The organism is Trichodesmium erythraeum IMS101 (assembly GCF_000014265.1).
In the GTDB taxonomy this organism is placed as follows: Bacteria; Cyanobacteriota; Cyanobacteriia; order Cyanobacteriales; family Microcoleaceae; genus Trichodesmium; species Trichodesmium erythraeum.
In genome coordinates, this window is sequence record NC_008312.1 from 4239971 (window position 1) to 4257204 (window position 17234).

Annotated in this window: 13 protein-coding genes and 2 pseudogenes; 9 read left to right on the forward strand and 6 right to left on the reverse strand. The window is 33.5% G+C overall.

Going from position 1 to position 17234, the window contains the following annotated elements; translation table 11 throughout:
• Window positions 1–46 precede the first annotated feature (46 nt).
• The 3 genes from TERY_RS13120 to TERY_RS13130 all read left to right on the forward strand — a co-directional run bounded on the left by TERY_RS13120 (window position 47) and on the right by TERY_RS13130 (window position 3882).
• Window positions 47–1510 (forward strand): hypothetical protein, encoded by a 1464-nt coding sequence (locus TERY_RS13120; RefSeq protein ID WP_044136800.1) that lies wholly within the window; start codon window positions 47–49, stop codon window positions 1508–1510.
• 263 nt (window positions 1511–1773) lie between these two features.
• The gene (locus TERY_RS13125; protein WP_011612283.1) at window positions 1774–2619 is read left to right on the forward strand and encodes an OmpA family protein; all 846 of its coding nucleotides are present in this window, start codon (window positions 1774–1776) and stop codon (window positions 2617–2619) included.
• A gap of 504 nt (window positions 2620–3123) precedes the next feature.
• The gene (locus TERY_RS13130) at window positions 3124–3882 is read left to right on the forward strand and encodes a cobalt-precorrin-6A reductase (RefSeq protein ID WP_011612284.1); all 759 of its coding nucleotides are present in this window, start codon (window positions 3124–3126) and stop codon (window positions 3880–3882) included.
• A 1176-nt stretch (window positions 3883–5058) separates the two neighbouring features.
• On the opposite strand, the gene hisIE is transcribed toward TERY_RS13130, so the two are convergent.
• Window positions 5059–5718: a bifunctional phosphoribosyl-AMP cyclohydrolase/phosphoribosyl-ATP diphosphatase HisIE gene (hisIE, locus tag TERY_RS13135; protein ID WP_011612285.1), complete on the reverse strand. Its 660-nt coding sequence runs from the start codon at window positions 5716–5718 to the stop codon at window positions 5059–5061.
• Between the two features lie 284 nt (window positions 5719–6002).
• Here hisIE and hemL point away from each other — a divergent pair, with 284 nt between their 5' ends.
• On the forward strand, window positions 6003–7301 hold the full coding sequence (gene hemL, locus TERY_RS13140; RefSeq protein WP_011612286.1) for a glutamate-1-semialdehyde 2,1-aminomutase: 1299 nt from the start codon (window positions 6003–6005) through the stop codon (window positions 7299–7301).
• A 782-nt stretch (window positions 7302–8083) separates the two neighbouring features.
• The gene (locus TERY_RS13145; RefSeq protein WP_011612287.1) at window positions 8084–9256 is read left to right on the forward strand and encodes a tetratricopeptide repeat protein; all 1173 of its coding nucleotides are present in this window, start codon (window positions 8084–8086) and stop codon (window positions 9254–9256) included.
• A gap of 433 nt (window positions 9257–9689) precedes the next feature.
• Here TERY_RS13145 and TERY_RS13150 read toward each other — a convergent pair whose 3' ends face one another.
• Genes TERY_RS13150 through TERY_RS13160 form a run of 3 tightly spaced genes read right to left on the reverse strand, consistent with a single transcriptional unit; the run spans window position 9690 to window position 11172 of the window.
• The gene (locus tag TERY_RS13150) at window positions 9690–10181 is read right to left on the reverse strand and encodes a YajQ family cyclic di-GMP-binding protein (RefSeq protein ID WP_011612288.1); all 492 of its coding nucleotides are present in this window, start codon (window positions 10179–10181) and stop codon (window positions 9690–9692) included.
• 47 nt (window positions 10182–10228) lie between these two features.
• Window positions 10229–10651: an MAPEG family protein gene (locus TERY_RS13155; protein WP_011612289.1), complete on the reverse strand. Its 423-nt coding sequence runs from the start codon at window positions 10649–10651 to the stop codon at window positions 10229–10231.
• A gap of 17 nt (window positions 10652–10668) precedes the next feature.
• On the reverse strand, window positions 10669–11172 hold the full coding sequence (locus TERY_RS13160; protein WP_011612290.1) for a hypothetical protein: 504 nt from the start codon (window positions 11170–11172) through the stop codon (window positions 10669–10671).
• 546 nt (window positions 11173–11718) lie between these two features.
• Between TERY_RS13160 and TERY_RS33070 the strand changes: the two are divergent.
• From TERY_RS33070 to TERY_RS33080, 3 genes and pseudogenes are all read left to right on the forward strand, one after another.
• A pseudogene (locus TERY_RS33070) lies at window positions 11719–11838 on the forward strand (hypothetical protein); the annotation flags it as partial.
• A gap of 496 nt (window positions 11839–12334) precedes the next feature.
• Window positions 12335–12490: a hypothetical protein gene (locus tag TERY_RS33075; protein ID WP_155994419.1), complete on the forward strand. Its 156-nt coding sequence runs from the start codon at window positions 12335–12337 to the stop codon at window positions 12488–12490.
• A gap of 51 nt (window positions 12491–12541) precedes the next feature.
• Window positions 12542–12706: a carotenoid oxygenase family protein gene (locus tag TERY_RS33080; RefSeq protein WP_155994696.1), complete on the forward strand. Its 165-nt coding sequence runs from the start codon at window positions 12542–12544 to the stop codon at window positions 12704–12706.
• A 102-nt stretch (window positions 12707–12808) separates the two neighbouring features.
• Here TERY_RS33080 and TERY_RS13165 read toward each other — a convergent pair whose 3' ends face one another.
• Window positions 12809–13882, reverse strand: a complete 1074-nt coding sequence (locus tag TERY_RS13165) for a DRTGG domain-containing protein (RefSeq protein ID WP_011612291.1) — start codon at window positions 13880–13882, stop codon at window positions 12809–12811.
• Between the two features lie 437 nt (window positions 13883–14319).
• On the opposite strand from TERY_RS13165, the pseudogene TERY_RS30685 reads away from it, so the two are divergent.
• Window positions 14320–15690, forward strand: a pseudogene (locus TERY_RS30685) (IS5 family transposase).
• Window positions 15691–16477: 787 nt separating this feature from the next.
• On the opposite strand, the gene ebsA reads toward TERY_RS30685, so the two are convergent.
• On the reverse strand, window positions 16478–16849 hold the full coding sequence (ebsA, locus tag TERY_RS13175) for a type IV pilus biogenesis protein EbsA (RefSeq protein WP_011612292.1): 372 nt from the start codon (window positions 16847–16849) through the stop codon (window positions 16478–16480).
• Window positions 16850–17234 lie beyond the last annotated feature (385 nt).

Genomic DNA, 17234 nt, shown 5'->3' on the forward strand with positions numbered 1-17234 from the left:
AATAGCTGATCATATCTGCCGAATGCTTACCATAAAAAATTCTACTATGCCACTAATACCATCTTATTTAATACCTCTAATAATTATTTTAGTAATCATACCATCTTTTGTAGCTATCTTACTCAGGATGGTACTTTATTTTGACTTAGCAAATCAGGAAGATAAAGTTAAGAGACTTATTAGTCAGCAGTTAGTAAATAATAAGCCTAAATTTATCAAGTATTTAGAGGAGAGATTTGCTGATGCTAGTAGTAAACTAGAGCAAGTTAATACAGGAGCATTAATAGACCAAGTTTATAGTAGACAGCGATTATTAGGATTAGTTTCTTTAAGGCAAGTTGAATATTTTTGTAGAATTTTACCGAATCTACTTGTATCTTTTGGATTATTAGGTACTTTTGCTGGTATTACCATTAATTTAACATCTCTGAGCCAAACAATTAGTGATACTAATGCTACGGATGTTAGTAGTTTACTGAAGGAATTAGAAGTACCTTTAAAAGGTATGGGAATTGCTTTCGTTACGAGTTTAGTAGCAATATTATTTAGTGCTCTAGTTACATTAATTAATTTAATTTTTAATGCTAGTTTGGCAAAAACTAGACTAATCAGTTTACTAGAAGATTATTTAGATAATATTTACTTACAAACTATCCAAGGTCAAACTCAGCTTGACAAAGTAGTAAAAACTATTGCCTATTCTTTTGAAGAATTTTTAACAACATTTGGTCAAACAGTTAGAGTAGGAGTAGAGTCAGCTCTACAAGATAAAATTCAAGAAATTTATAATGCTAATGCTACTGCAAATAAATTAGCAGAACAGACTTTTGTAAGATTAGGAGAAGCTGCTGCTACTATTGCTAACAGTTCTCAGGATTTTCAGATAGCTTCCGATAAATTTCTAGAGGTCGCACAAATATTTGAACATAGTCAGTTTCCCCAAAGTTTAGCTAATTCTACAACGGAATTAGCTAATATTCAAAGTAATTTTTCTCAGTCAACTTCAACTCTAGCTGCTGCTGTTCAAGCAATTGAAATAGTAGTAATTGAACTACAAGGATATAGTAAAAGACTAGCTAGGTTTGGAGAACAAATTAGTAATAATAATCAAACTTCATTAAGAATATTAGAATCTCATCAAAGTAATCAAAAATCTTTTTCTGAGGTGATTAGGCAACTACAGGAAGCATCACAAAGTTTCCATTTAGCTGTCGGTACTTTGGATACTTTACAAAGAAGAGTAGTATCTAAAGCGGATAATCTAGAGGAAGTACAAATTCAAATCAAAATGTTAGTAGATACCTTCAATAATTCTACAGATGGTATTGGTGAGGGGATTAAATATTTAGGAGATCAAATAAATCAAAGTATAAGCACCCAAGCTAATCTTAATAATTCTCATTTAAGTGTTATTGCTACAAATTTACAGAAATATATTAATGAAATGAATGCAACTAAAAATAAAATTGATAGTTTGACACAAATTATTGATGGCTTAGCTAATCAATAGCTAAGTCAGTTATCAGTTATTATTAGTAATCAAAATCTTATAAAAAACTAGCTATATTTTAATTCAAAACAACAATATTCTGTGATTTGTGAGATAGTTTCAAGTTTTAGGAAAGAGGTAAAAAAAAGTTCAATTATCACACTTAATTTCTGATAGTTATATTTCCTGACAACTTTATCCTGAATAATAGTTTTTTTTAGTGTCTATACTATACTTCTTATTCCCTATTCTTTCTTTGTTATATTTTAATTTCTAATTTAATTATGCGTCATCGTTCACGAATTATTGAGGATAACCGGGAGCTAGAAATTTGGCCAGCTTTTACAGATTTAATGTCTAATTCTTTTATGATATTAAGTTTGTTATTACTCTTAGCTATTATTAAATCTCTGTTCATAGAATCAATTTCTGATGCCAACCAAAATCGCGCTATGAAACTTCAACAAAAGGTTAATAATTTACAAAGTCAACTGCAACAAAAGAGAAATGAAGTGATAGGTTTACAAGGAACAGTTGGAAATTTACAAAACCAAGTTACACAACTTCAAGGTAAATTAACTACTTCTAAAAAAGAGTTAGAGCAAAAATCAAATAGGGTGACAGAGTTAGTAATAGAAATCGACAAGTTAAATTCTCCACCTGTGATAGTAATTAGAGATTTAAAATCTCGGAGATTTGAGTCAGGAAGTGCCAAAATATCAGGAAAATTAAAAGGTTTTATAGAGTCAGATTTAGTTAAGCAAATTGAGAATTTTGCTAAAGAATACCAGGGTTATATTGTTGAAGTAATTGGTCATACTGATGGTCAAATAAATCAAGGAAGTGTTAGTAATTTAGATACCCAGTTAGAACAGGTTACTAAGGGTAATGGATCTGTTAGTATTTTGGCAGCAGGATCGAATGCAGATTTAGGTTTAATGCGAGCTTTAGCAGTAGTACAAAAACTCCAAAACAATTCTCGCCTGCAAGAGTTGGGTTTACAATTTAGAGCTTATTCTGCTGCACAATTATATAATTCTACTGGAGATTATGCTGAGGTAAATAGAAATCCTGATCAGAGTCGGCGAAGGATAGAAGTTCGTTTTACTCCTAGTGCAGTGGAGAGATAGTATAATACCATTGATCAAAAACTTTTCAACTTGACTACTGAGTGGGAGAGTAGGGGTAGACACCTTGTATACATCTGACTTATAACTAAAAATTTTATTCTATTTGTATTAATTATTTAATAACTGAAGTTTGAGAAAAAGTTAGCATTAATGCATCGTAACTTATCTAAGTAAATTTAGAAACAGCGAACTTAAAAACCAAAAGTAATATCTGAGAAAAAAATTAGTTATCCTACCTCTTTTAACTAACCTCTTTGCACGTACTTATTAATATCCAAATTGCTAAAGGAGATAACTTATGCGTTTAGAAATTAATCAAAATTTCGGAATAGTAAATGTATTTAAAAATTAATTAAAATAAGTTTTTTTAGATTCCCTATCTTTATTGCTTTTCTTGCTCTCTATTCCTATATATCCCCACCTTCGTGCTCAAAAAAAGGGTTTAAGAAGTTCCCTATAATGGGTAGGAATAAAACCAGAAGTACTATAATAGTGATAACTGAAATGACTATGGCAAAACACAAACGAGTGTTAATTCTAGGTGGTATTGGGGATAGCTTGAAGCTAACATCTTTAGCCTCTACTATACCAGGGTTAGAGGTAATAAGCTCTCTTGCGGGTCGTACTAGTAAATCAGTTATGCTCTTCAAATGTACACGAATTGGCGGTTTTGGTGGTGTGTCTGGTTTGAAAGACTATTTAAGAGAACAAAAAATAGATTTGTTAATTGACGCAACCCACCCTTTTGCATCCAAAATTTCCTGGAATGCAGCGATCGCCACTTCACAACTAAATATTCCTCATTTAATGTTAGTCCGTCCTGCTTGGAAAAAAATTGAAGGCGATCGCTGGCTAGAGGTGAAAAGTAATAAATTTGCTGCCAAAGTTTTACCAGAATTAGGATCACGAATATTTCTAAGTATTGGTAGACAAGAACTAGCAAGTTATGCTCACCTTAAAGACCTCTGGTTTCTGATGCGGATAATTGAACCACTCCAACCACATACCTCAGTACCCCCTGGAAAAATATTGACTGAGCGGGGACCTTTTTCTCTGGAAGAGGAGCGATCGCTGTTGCAAAAGTATAAAATTGGAACACTAGTCAGTAAAAATAGTGGTGGTGATGCTACTTACCCGAAGGTTATTGCTGCAAGAGAACTAAGTATTCCAGTAGTAATGATACAGCGTCCGCCTCTTCCTGAAGGAGAGCAGGTCAGTGATGTAGAAAGTGCAGTTTCTTGGCTCAGAAATTATAATAATTAGTTAGGGTTTGCTGAAAAAGTTAAAGAAAGAAGGCACCTTTGTGGGAAATAGTTGGAAATAGTTGTACCCTACATTCTTTATCAAGGCATTAGTGAATTAGGGTATAATTTGAGTTCATAGCGATCGCCGTAAATATCTATAAGGAACTGAAAAATCCAAAAATTTTAGATAATGAATAATTAAGGGAATTAAATGCTTTAACATCTCTAGAGATTTTGAGTAGCAAATAGTCCTTCGATGATGTAATCTTGATAGAGTTGTCACTAAATAGATGGAAAAAATTTTCAACTTTAGATACAGCAGTAGTTAGAGAAATTATGATTAATAAAAAGCTAAAATTCTTACATAATTTTGGTTTGCCCAAAAGTTTTTTTGAGTTATAAAGATACAAAATTAATATTAAGCTATTAACAATTTTAGTAAAACAATAAATTTTTTTTTCCTTTCCAAAAACCAACTAATTAGAATAAAATTTAGTAAAACTGCTGGTGTCCTTAAAATACAAGTTTTGAAGTACTTAATTCCTGATACTTCATGCTTTGCTAAGGCTACCTAAAATTGCTAATCCAAGTTTTTAGATGAGATATTGCAAAAGTACAATTACTAATCTAATGGGTAAAGCGATCGCTCCACTGTACAAATTTACAAGCATTATATATTTATTATTCTTTTGCCCCAAAGCTTCCTAAGTGGTATAATTTGTAATTATCAGCAAAAATTTTAAAATTCCATACAGATAGTGAAATAAAATAATCACTCAAACTACTGCTGCTAAATATCGAAGGTTGCTTAAATCACATAGAAAGGCACTATACACAATACATAAACCCACCAAGAGAAGCATCATATTCGGAAAAACACTTTACTAAAAAGTTTGTAAAAGGGAGGGTTTAACACTTTGATACTGAGATAGTAAGTCAAGTTTATAGATTCTTGTAGATTAGTTAAGTTTAGCTGTAGAAACTATTTGGTGTCTTTGTATGCAACGTAGCTTTTTGGCGAAGAAGTCAGGATATCCAGAAATAGAATAGGTAAAAAGAAAAGACTAGAAACATCTCCCTATCCTTTTGGGAATAAAAAAAGAGCAAGATTTTGAGTTGCTAAAGCTCATATATATTATTGTTTTGAGCAGAACCCAACCTCCCCACCTTCTGTTTTTTTTGAGAACCCTACTTATTATTTATTTTGTGATCTGCGTTCATCCAACTTCCGATATACATCCCGTAACTCAACATTATGGTAAGCTAGAGTAACTAAAGTATGGTAAAACAAATCCGCCACTTCTGCAGCGATCGACTCTTTATGATCATCCTTGCAAGCCATTACCACTTCTGCGGACTCTTCCCCTATTTTTTTGAGAATTTTATTATCTCCTCCAGCAAACAATTGGCAAGTATAAGAACCTTCTTGTGGATGGTCTCGGCGATCCCTAATCACATCAAAAAGCTGAGACAAGATATCCGCCGGTGGTGGAACAACCTTCCCATCCACAAGATGAAAACAACTCCTTTCCCCCATATGACAAGCAATATTTCCCACCTGTTCCACTCCCACTAATAAAGTATCACTATCACAGTCATAGCGCAGCCACCTAATATTTTGAAAATGACCAGAAGTTTTACCCTTATGCCAAAACTCTTGCCGAGAACGACTCCAAAAGCAAGTTTGCCCAGTTTCTAGAGTTTTTTGTAATGATTCTTGGTTCATCCAGGCCATCATTAACACCGTACCATCTAAATAATCCTGAATAATAGCGGGTACAAGTCCTTGTTCATTGTAACGAACCTGCTTCACTGGAATTGATTCACTTAAAACTACTGCTTGGGAGTTAGACATTATGTGTCCTCAAAAATTAGTTTACACAAATTTTAGTATATTTTTCAGGTATTTTTTTAATGTTTAATCTTCAATTTTAATTTACTTTTACTTTTTTTTTCATATATATCATAGAATAGATAAATTATCAAAAATTAACTTCATAATTCTCCATAATTTACTGTAAACATACATCCACTGCAATGCTAAAATTAGCCAGATTTCATAGATATAACTTTATATTAATTTGGTGATCATGCAAAAATCCCCCTATTGGGATTGAAATAAACACAAGGAGACTAAAATTGGTAGTTACTACACTCAATACCACTAAATCCGAAGAAATTTTTGCAGCAGCCCAAAAACTCATGCCAGGCGGAGTTAGTTCTCCAGTCAGAGCATTCAAGTCTGTTGGTGGTCAACCTATAGTATTTGATAGAGTTCAGGGAGCTTACATTTGGGACGTTGATGGCAACCAATATATTGACTATGTTGGTACTTGGGGACCTGCTATTTGTGGTCATGCTCATCCAGAAGTATTAAATGGTCTGAAAGAAGTTTTGGAAAAAGGTACAAGTTTCGGTGCCCCCTGTGCTTTAGAAAATACTCTCGCTAAAATGGTTATTGATGCTGTACCTAGCATTGAGATGATCCGCTTTGTCAATTCTGGAACAGAAGCTTGTATGGCAGTACTCCGTTTAATGCGAGCCTTTACAGGTAGAGATAAAGTAATTAAATTTGAAGGTTGTTATCATGGCCACGCCGATATGTTTCTTGTCAAAGCTGGCTCTGGTGTAGCAACCCTGGGTCTACCAGATTCTCCCGGAGTGCCTAAGCATGTAACTAAGAATACTTTAACTGCTCCTTACAACGATTTGGAGACAGTTAAAAAATTGTTTGAGGAAAACCCTGACCAAATTTCTGGTGTTATCCTGGAACCCGTGGTTGGGAACTCTGGATTTATTGTCCCAGATGCAGGATTTTTGGAAGGGCTACGGATGATTACAAAGGAAAACGGTGCATTACTTGTGTTTGATGAAGTAATGACTGGTTTTCGTATTGCTTATGGTGGTGCTCAGGAAAAATTTAACGTTACTCCAGACTTAACAACTTTAGGCAAAATTATTGGTGGTGGTCTACCTGTAGGAGCTTATGGCGGTCGTCAGGATATTATGTCGATGGTTGCTCCAGCAGGTCCGATGTATCAGGCTGGTACTCTTTCTGGTAATCCCTTAGCTATGACTGCTGGTATTAAGACTCTGGAACTCCTAAAGAAACCAGGTACTTATGATCAGCTGAATAAGATTACTAAAAGACTTGCTGATGGGTTATTGAATATTGCTAAAGAAACTAATAATGATATTTGGGGTGGGCATATTAGTGCAATGTTTGGTATCTTTTTCAATAAAGGACCTGTTCACAATTATGATGATGCGAAAAAGTCTGATTTGACCAAATTTAGCAAGTTCCACCGAGGAATGTTGGAGCATGGAATTTATTTAGCTCCTTCTCAGTTTGAAGCAGGGTTTACTTCTTTAGCCCATACAGAGGAGGATATTGATCGGACTTTGGCTACGGCAAAAAAAGTTATGTCTAGTCTTTGAAATACTTTAGACCTTGCGCTTACAAAGGCAAAGCAAAATCCTTCAGTATACGAAACCCTGCCGGCAATTTTGAAGTTAAGCAATTTTCTCCCTCTCTCTTGTGTATTGGTAGTAAATTCTACTCACCCTTTTGGTCTTCTCCCACCGAGAGGATGGGGGTACTTAGGACTGGGTAAGTTATATCCCCTGTCTAGTTCCTGTCCAAAATTACTATACTACAGGAATGCCAGGGTTCATATCAGCTTTTAGAGACTTTACTCAAATATTTCCAACAATATTGAGATGTACCTTTTGGTTTAAATTTGATAACTTGCTTACTTAATTTACTCCCCACATACTCTAAAAACTTAATTAGTATAAAGATAGTCATTTCAAATAAGAATAAAACACTTTTTTATCTGAAACACTTTCACAGTAACAAAGCCTTGTCTGAATCTTAACTGAAATGACTATAATTGCTGCATCTTTTGACATTCTCCTAGGCTGTTAGGCAGTTGGGGAGTTCTGCCGATCCTAAGCTTTTGATGGGATAGCTAAAAGAATTATCGTTAATTATAGTTATTAAAGTTCTCTTATGTCCTAATTAGGCTATTGTAGCGTCAGTAAAAGTGCATAGAAAATCTCAGATAGCTTCTCACAGATAATATATAAGACAAGGCTTTCCCTAATAAAGCTCTTCTAAAAGGGGAGCACCGAACTTCCCAGGAGAGTTAAAAACTATTTGCTACACTTCAATTGGAGTTCTTTTAGCTTATATTTTACTTTATATACTAACCAAAAAAATGTTTCGCAGAATTTGGCAATGGCTGAAAAGTTTATGGGGAAACTTTTTGGGGTTATTCTCCCGACCTCAAATAAAACCAACAGACCCTAAACCACTCTCTGAGTCTCTCCCACCTTTAACAGATACAGATTATGATTTTCTCTTTGGTCAACTATTAGAAGGTATTGCCCAAGGTTGGTACCCTGAAAGAGTAAAGAATTTTTTCGATGACTTGGGGGAGCGAGGCAAAGCTGAATCTTGGCTTGAATGGCTACAACGTTTTGGAAAAAGATTATTAGCATCCCCCAAACCTAATGATGAGTTAGCTCAGAGAATGGTTAGGTTTGCTCACTTGACTCAAACGCTTCCTTCTCTGCATACTCTGGGAGATCTGGCTAATAATATTGGAACTGAACTTTTAAGTCGGGATAATAGTGGAGCAATTTGGGAGTATGATGGGCCTGATTCTAATTTCTCCCCTCCTCCCCAAGCATCTTTAGGAGAAAATCAAGAAAATGAAGATTTGGAAAATTTAGTAGTTAAGCTTCAGGAAAATCCTAATTTATTAGCTACTGTTGCTCAACAATTGGGGATACAGACAAGTGACCCAAGAGTAGTTATTCAGGCAATGGTTAGTGAGCTTGGTGTGGGAGTGGAAATTCAGCAGTCTGCCGAGCAAAATTCGGAAATATGGGCTAAGTTGGGTTTAGAGCAAGCAAAAGCTGGTGATTTTGCGGGAGCAGTTGATAGCTGGGAAAGTGCTTTGGTTTTGAAGCCTGATTATCATCAAGTTTGGTACAATCGAGGTAAGGCATTAGTACAGTTAGGAAGATATGAGTCGGCGATAACCAGCCATGACAAGGCTTTAGAAATTAAGTCTGATGACTATTTGGCTTGGAATAACCGTGGGGAAGCTTTGGGAAAATTGGAGAGATGGGAAGAGGCGATCACTAGTTGTGACAAAGCTTTAGAAATTAATTCTGATTATTATTTGGCTTGGTACAATAAGGCTAATTTTTTGGTTAGTTTAGGAAATTTGACACAGGCAGTTAATTGTTATGACAAAGCTTTAGAAATTAAGCCTAATTTTTATGACGGTTGGTATGAGCGAGGGAATGTTTTCAAAGATTTGGGTTTAATGGCAGAGGCTTATGAAAGTTGGGAAAAGGCAGGGGAAATTCAACCAGAGTAAGTTATCGTGATATTTTTTACCTTTTGTTCCAATTTAATTTATAACTTAAAAAGGTCACCAAACTTTTACCTATTGCTTTTTCCATATAAGTCATCAGCATAGTCACTAACCCTTATTAAAGATTTTCATTATAATTAAATATTAACTTTCCCCCTCTCAAAATATTTGCAGTTCTCCGAAAGTTTATCGTAGTGCTACATAGTTATAGTAATTGTAGATGTGGATGATAAAAACATAGTAAGGGAGCAATATACTCCCATTTCATCCCTTAACCACAATAATTACAATAGACCACCAAGTTGACTCTGGTTAGATATTTCAAATAATAAAAAATAAAACAAATTATCGCTCATAAATCATCAAATTTTTTCCGTTACCCTGTAGGGACATTCCATAAAACGTCCCTACCTGCAACCTACTCCTTCTTTTCTACTCAACGATAGTTAGTAAATTGCAATGGCATGGGAAAATCTTCTGCTTTTAATCTTTGCATTACTGCTTGTAATTCATCTTTAGACTTAGCAGAAACTCTAACGGCATCACCTTGAATAGATGATTGAACTTTTTTAAATTCATCCTTAATCAACTTAGTAATTTTTTTAGCATTTTCTTGGCTAATGCCTTTTTGTAATTTAACTTCTTGCCTAACTCTATTGCCACTAGCAGATTCGACTTTACCAAAATCAAATATTTTTAAAGATAAATTCCGTTTAGCTGCTTTAGTTTGTAACACAGTATGAACCGCATCTAAACTAAATTGACTACTAGTATTAATCGTAATTGTATCTTCGCCTAATTCTAATGATGTATTAGAATCTTTCAAGTCGTAGCGAGCTTTAATTTCTCGCTCTGCTTGGTCTATAGCATTAACTAATTCTTGCCTATCAAAATCGCTGACTATATCAAATGATGATGTAGATGCCATAATTTTTTCATCTATTATTTTGATTTTACCTAATAAAACAAGGTTTACTAAAAATTATTGGCACTAATTAAACTGAGAATAAACAAAATAGCTGTACCAGAAGAACTAATAGCAAACATGAGCGATCGCCCGATAGGTATATCCAAAATATAGAATATCGAATAAAAAAATCGCCCAATTACAAAAGCAACTGATGCTCCTATGGCTAAAGCAGAATCAAGTTCAGTTAAATAAGCCATAAAAGAAGCTGCTGCAAATAAAATAAAAGTTTCAAAAGAATTTTGATGTGCCCAAGTTGCCCTTTTAGCATAACCAGGCAATTTTTCAAACATAGCACGAGGCGCACCCATATCATAGCCTACTGTAACACGACCGTAGGCTACTACCAAAAAAGGTGCATAGACCAGGATTGAACCTAAAACTATACAATCTAAAAAGATTGATGATGGTGGTAATTCCAGGAGACTCATTTTTATAGTAGAATTAACTAATCAAGATAGAACAGAGTTACTACTTTACGTTGTTCCTCAGCATCTTGACAAGTTTTCAATAAAGTATGGCTATCATGAAAAGCAAAACAGATTAACTGTTGACATCTAGATACAATTTCTTGGTTACAAATAGAACTCGCTTCAGCTAAAGATAATTGATTGTTTTTTGGATTTTCCACCACATGAATTACTTTTTCTAATTCTTTACGAGATTCTCTTGGTTGTCGTTCTAGACTTTGAGGTAGAATTACAGTAACTAAATTAGGGTCAGCTCTCATTGCCCCCCGAACCACTGCTAAATTAGTACCCGTTGCACCTGAGGTAATAATATGATTTGAACCTAATACCAAAGCATAACTTAACAACTCAATTAATTGTTGATGAGTAATAGGAACATGACGAGAACCCAACATAGCAATTCTTTTAGAACCTGTTTGTTGGATTGCTAAAAGTTCCTCTAAAAAATCATCTACTTTAGGTATATCAATTGATTGACTCAAAGATTTTATCTATTGTAATAAAACTGTCAAAGGGATTATAACAAGTAAATATGTTTTTGTACAATAAAAACACATCTGAAAAATTAATCAATAGAAAGATGAGGATGGGCTCAAGCTTTGGCCCAACTATCTAGAGAATTTCTTCTTACTCCCCTTTCCATTATTTTCGGTGCAGTAACCCCTGGATAAAAAGGGTCTTTATATAGAAATAGGCCTGCAAGATGATCACGCTATGGACAACAATTAGGACATTGGTTTGATGAAGATGGTGCTATCCTAGTAGTACATTTTAATTTATCTGTTTTGGGAGCTCAAGAACTAAAAGCCATTTACCGCTATATGTAAACATTAGAATATCAAGAAGAAACAGAAAAAGGAATATCTATTTTTGGTGTTCATAGAATGAACCCTTTAGGAAAATTTTAGGATTAATTAACTAAATTTGTCAAAAATGCTGCTAATACTTTGGTTTTGGTTTTGCCAGATAGACTTTTAACTTTATGGGAAGGTGGGCATCCTTATTGTATTAACTGAAAGACTTTAGAAACTTTGGGTATGAAAAATTTAGGGAATTTAGAAAACCACCAAAGCTATTCAGCACATCCTAAAAGAGATAATATTACAGGAAATATCTATAATTTAGGAGTTACTCCTCAATATTTGTAGTTCATTAAATCTATACTGTAGTAATAGTAGGGAAAAAATTCCGCAAAAATTTGTAATACCTATGTCAGGAGTTCCTCTAATTAACAATTTTGTTTTAGCAAGTCTATATCTGATATTTTTGGTTTCACCTGTAAGTTTACAATTATTGTCAGCTTTGACACAAGTAAAGACCCTTAGTGATGCTTGAAGTTGGCAAACAGATAGTAGTTACAAATTTTTATTTGTGAGTGTTAATACCTATAGGTAATTAGTAAGAAACTGAACTTTAGTTTCAGCAGTATTTTGGTAATGGTTATCTAGATCATAGGGCACGGTAGTAATTACTTTAGTCCGCTATGCAGATTTTGAGCAAACAAATAACTACCTTCAAGAAGTAGCTAGTGGTCAAAATCATACTGTTGCTCAAGGCATTTTTTGTCATTGGGTCTTCTAGTTCAAGAGGGTCGTATTATTGATAATTATAAATTGCTAGATATCCCCTGTAAATTTCCCACAGTTGCTCAGAAGTGAAGTAGGAAAATATCCTGCTTTACTTATCTGTGAGTTCATCAACCATCAAGTAGATATTAGTAAAGAAATGTTTGGGGCGATCGCTCGTTTCGACCATCAAACCAATGCTCTCACTAGACTAAACTTACCATCTAACTGTTAGCCAATGGAACCTATCTATGATCCTAATACTGAATAAACCCAGACAGGATGGATCTTAACAGTTGTCTTTGATAGTCAGTATAATCGTAGTGAGGTTTGGATATTTGATGCTTCACACTTAGATGATGAACCTGTTTGTCATTTAGTGTTGCTAGGAATCATACCAATTAGTTTTCATAGTATTTGGAATCTATGCCTATACCTTCTATGTATCTAATTGAATAAGTGAATATACTTATTGAGCCAATAAACAAGATTTTAGAGCCCTTAATTACACTCCCAAAATATAAGATTACTAGTTTTTGCAAATAAACACTAGCTATACTCCCAACTGAAAATGACTGAGCAAGCGTTCAAAATCAAAGTGTTGTGCGATTAGTTTTTTGACGAATTCTACTTTAACAGGTTCGTGTAAACGAACACTTCCGAAAGCTCTATTAATTATTTCTACTGTAGAAAGGGTTTCATACTCTACTGATAATACAGGGACTTCGGCATCATCAGCACGACTTAATACTAACTCATCTGGTGAAAGTTGTCCAGTTAAAATTAGACAATGGGTCGAAGTTTCTAAAGCTGCTAACTGAATGTCTGTGCGATCGCCTCCTGTAACTACAGCCATATTTGTAGCCTTACGAAAATATTTGATAGCTGAACTAACATTCATTGCACCAATTGTCAAGCTCTCTACCATTAAATCTAGGCGGTCAGAACGACAAAGCACATGAGCTTTTAACTGCTTCACTAATTCTTCAACTGTAACACTGCGTAATAGATTACTTCTGGGCAATATTCCTAATACAGGTATATTTCTAGCTTCCAGAAAAGGTTTTACTAAAGTCGTCACTGTTTCTTGCGCTGGGAGTGGCACATCATTAATAATTACACCTATAAGGGAATTACCTAAACGTTGTTTGGCGGAAAGTAAAGAGTCTATATAAGAATGTGAGTTTGGACGAGTTACCAGAATTACAGCAGAATTAAGAATTTCAGAAACTTGTGGCAGTGATAATTCAAACAAACTACCCTCATCTAGGTTGCTAGGTCCTTCTAATATTACCAAATTTTCTCCCTTTACCTGTAGATATTGTGTTAGAGATTTTTGATAATCAGTTTTTTCTTCTGCCAGCAACCGCTTATTTATAATACTTTCATTCAGCATCAACAAAGTTGGTTGAATACTATTGTCTGAAAGTTTGAGAGTGTCAGTTACAAACTGAACATCAGCATCTGTAGAAATGGATCTTGTGGCTAAACAGTTTCCCAAGAGTTTTCCATAACCAATGGCTATACCTTGTTCTTGTAACTTATGAGCTAATCCTATAGCAATTGTAGACTTGCCACTGTAGGCTTCAGTCGATCCAATTAGCAAATAATTTGCAGATTTTGGCACATCCTCACTCCTGCCATAAATATACTTTTAATAATTATTGCATTTTTAGGGCAAGGATGACTGTTTGATATTCTGCTTTATAAAACTTATATAAAACGTCACTAGTCATGATATTTTAATGTTTACTTCCTGGTCAATAAAATTTGTTAATGGAATTTGTACAGGAATTCATAGGTATTGCCTAATCACATTTATCAAGTTTATTTATATTTGCATCTTATCTCTATAGTTTTGTATCTTTTTGCAGCTAAATACCCTTACTTAGGGTTTGCTGAATAAATCTAAAAAAATTACACGATAATGATTTTAGGTATTTTTCATCAGAAATAGTACCCAATTTTTAGCTACAATATACCAAAAACCAAGTATTTATACATAATACATATAACATGTGCAGAAAAGTAGGCTAACGTGAAACGCCACCAGAAAATTTTAAGCTGCCGTTCAATGGCCAATTATCCCCAGAAAATCCTTGGGTAGTGATGGCTAGTTTAATTCCTTCTGAGAAATATGAAGATGTATATGCAATCTTTTTCTGTACCATGCATAGGAGCACCTGGATTAAATTTGAGAATAGAATTAGGGGTGTTAATTATTAAAGAAAAATTAGGTATAAGGGATAGGGAAACAGTAGAAAAAATTAAGGAAAACCCCTATTTACAATAGTTTATTGGTCTGGAATCCTATAAAGACCAGGATACCTTTGATGCTTCAATATTGGTTCATTTTAGAGAAATAATAGGTGCAGATTTAATCAATGAAATTAATTCAGATATGGTGAAAAATTAGAGTAAAAATCAGGAATATGAAGCAAAAAAAAGAACCTTATTAGAAGAAATCAAGGAGTATAAAAATCAAGGTAAATTAATTTAATATGCTACCTGCGCTCCCAGCTATCTGACGGACTTAAATCTATTAAATTGTGGCAGAATTAAAACCAAAATCATCTAAGATATTCTCTTAAAAGGCTGTTAAAAGTCAGTTTCGCTCAAAACCCATTATTCACCGTAAAACAGCAAAAAAAGAATATTTAAAGGTAGGCAAAAAAAAGACGACCAATTCCTAAGGCTATCAGGAAAGCTATCAAAAAATAACTGAAATATGTAAGTAAAAACTTAAGCACTCAAAAGGCTGTTAATCAAGAATGGTGCCCGTCATGAAAGTTTGAGTACTAGACAATATAAAAGATTTTGATATTTCCGTGAAATTTAGCGTCAACAACAATTGATGTGGGATAACAAAGAACAACGAATAGATGACACAATAGTAAGTTTAAATCAACCTCACATGCGTCCAATAGTAAGAGAAAAAAGGGGAAAAAATAGAGAATTTGGAGCTAAAATATCTGTAAGTTGTATAGATAGATATATATTTTTACATAGAATAAGTTGGGATAAGTATAAGGAATCTTGAGATTTAAAGGCTCAGGTTGAAGAGTGTAAAAACTGTATGGTTTATTACCTAGAGTCAGTTCATACAGACCAAATTTAGCTGACATGAGAAAACCGAAAATTCTGTAAAGACAAAGGTATTATAATCAGTGGTTTATTAGGAAGAAATACTCAACAATTTTGATAAAGAACAGAAAAATAAGCTCAGGAGTAATGAAAGATTAGGTCACTATATTGAAGGTAAATTTGGCAGGCAGCAAAAGAGGATTTAGTCATAAAAAAGTAATGGCTAAACTTTCTAAAACTTCTACAACTGCAATCGCAATTACTTTTTTTGCTTTCTTAGTAATCAACCTTTCTACTCTCTTAAAAGAGGTTTTTTCTCTTTTTTTATATTTTTTGTATGGGTGTTTTTAATAATTTTAACTTCTAGTTGAATAAATGATGATAATTTTTGATAAGCATCAATTTTTTATTCAAAAAAAAATCAACTATTTTCCTACTTTTTGCACATAACCTACTTAACTCTGTTGTGTCATGAGCAATTTCTGGGAAAAGTAAATTATAGATAACTAAACTATTTATGCCTATGATAATTCAACTAAGAAACAGGGTCAGATCGTCTGAACAATTATTGACAAATAGTATCTTTTCTGATGTTGGTTATCTTATTTTTTTTGAGATTAATGTAGTGACGAAAATACATTCCAATTGTTAAGCCACAAAAACCGATAATATGAAAATTATGTGATATTTGTAATTCTTTGAAAAGATTACATGGCAAGCAGATCATAAAAATATTTATTTGTCAATAAAATTTTAGATTATCTTGGTCTGAACCAAGGAACTGTAAGTTATTATTAAGCAAGGAAATATAAAATGCTTTACAAGAAACCACGATTGTATTTGAGCAATCAAGGATAAATTGACTTAGTATTATATTCAAAGTTTAACTAAATGCACCCTAACAAAGTTAATGACTCACAAATTGCAAGTTGTTTCTTCCTAACAGACACAAAATAGTTAAGTTTTTATTGATTTAGGTATAGATTGTATGAATATAAAGATTGAGTCTAATTAAATCATAATGTATTTTTTTTAAAAAAACCGTTATTCTTGGGTAATTCAAAATCCTCTTTAAAAGGTAATAGTTTAAATGCACTCTTTTCACTATTCTTTGCTGAAAATGATCATTAAACCTAAATTACTCATAGCGGAGTAGCTTGCCGTAGAAACTCTGAGAAAAATCTATTGTACGAGTACGATTGTAATTCAGTAAAACATCTATTAAAAAATCAATAAATTCGTAATTGGCCATTGTTAATTCATAACTGAGTTCTTGATTACCATTAAACTGCATTCGAAAACGAGTTATATCTGCAGGTAATATAGAAACATTCCAGGTAATAATAAAAGGAATATTTTCGTTCCCTTCAATACTTCTTGCTCCTTCTAAACTTTTTTGTTTATACAAGCTAATAGCATGACCTAAATATTTACGTCTTTTTTCTGGGTAATATGGACTATAAACGGCTATTTCCCCTTTGTCTGCTGGCTTTAATTGATTAATTGACATCTAAATATACTCTATATAATTAATACTATAATTAAACTTTAGTTATTTTTTTATTGATCAACTACACGACTTAGCAAGTATATTTACAATATACTTACACATATAGCAATTTGAGCAAATGGTTGTCAACATTCAAACACTAGCTGGGAAGCTCCGAAACCTTTTCCTGTTGCCCCAATTCCTTCAAACTCCTATCCCAAAAAGCTGTGCGCCTTAGTATGAAGCTCGCCAAAGCTGAATATCAGTTAGTTGAATGCTTGCTATAAATTAGATTATTCCAACAAATTTATGAGTGGCCGAAAACACTAAATAGATATCTCCGAAAAATAATTGTATGACCGTTTAAAACTAAAAGAGACTTAATTCCTGAAACCGTTAAAAACTA

Coding starts and splice junctions, on each gene's coding strand:
- TERY_RS13120 (WP_044136800.1), top strand. CDS start 47: ATGCCACTAATACCATCTTATTTAATACCTCTAATAATTATTTTAGTA.
- TERY_RS13125 (WP_011612283.1), top strand. CDS start 1,774: ATGCGTCATCGTTCACGAATTATTGAGGATAACCGGGAGCTAGAAATT.
- TERY_RS13130 (WP_011612284.1), top strand. CDS start 3,124: ATGACTATGGCAAAACACAAACGAGTGTTAATTCTAGGTGGTATTGGG.
- hisIE (WP_011612285.1), bottom strand. CDS start 5,718: ATGTCTAACTCCCAAGCAGTAGTTTTAAGTGAATCAATTCCAGTGAAG.
- TERY_RS13145 (WP_011612287.1), top strand. CDS start 8,084: ATGTTTCGCAGAATTTGGCAATGGCTGAAAAGTTTATGGGGAAACTTT.
- TERY_RS13150 (WP_011612288.1), bottom strand. CDS start 10,181: ATGGCATCTACATCATCATTTGATATAGTCAGCGATTTTGATAGGCAA.
- TERY_RS13155 (WP_011612289.1), bottom strand. CDS start 10,651: ATGAGTCTCCTGGAATTACCACCATCATCAATCTTTTTAGATTGTATA.
- ebsA (WP_011612292.1), bottom strand. CDS start 16,849: ATGTCAATTAATCAATTAAAGCCAGCAGACAAAGGGGAAATAGCCGTT.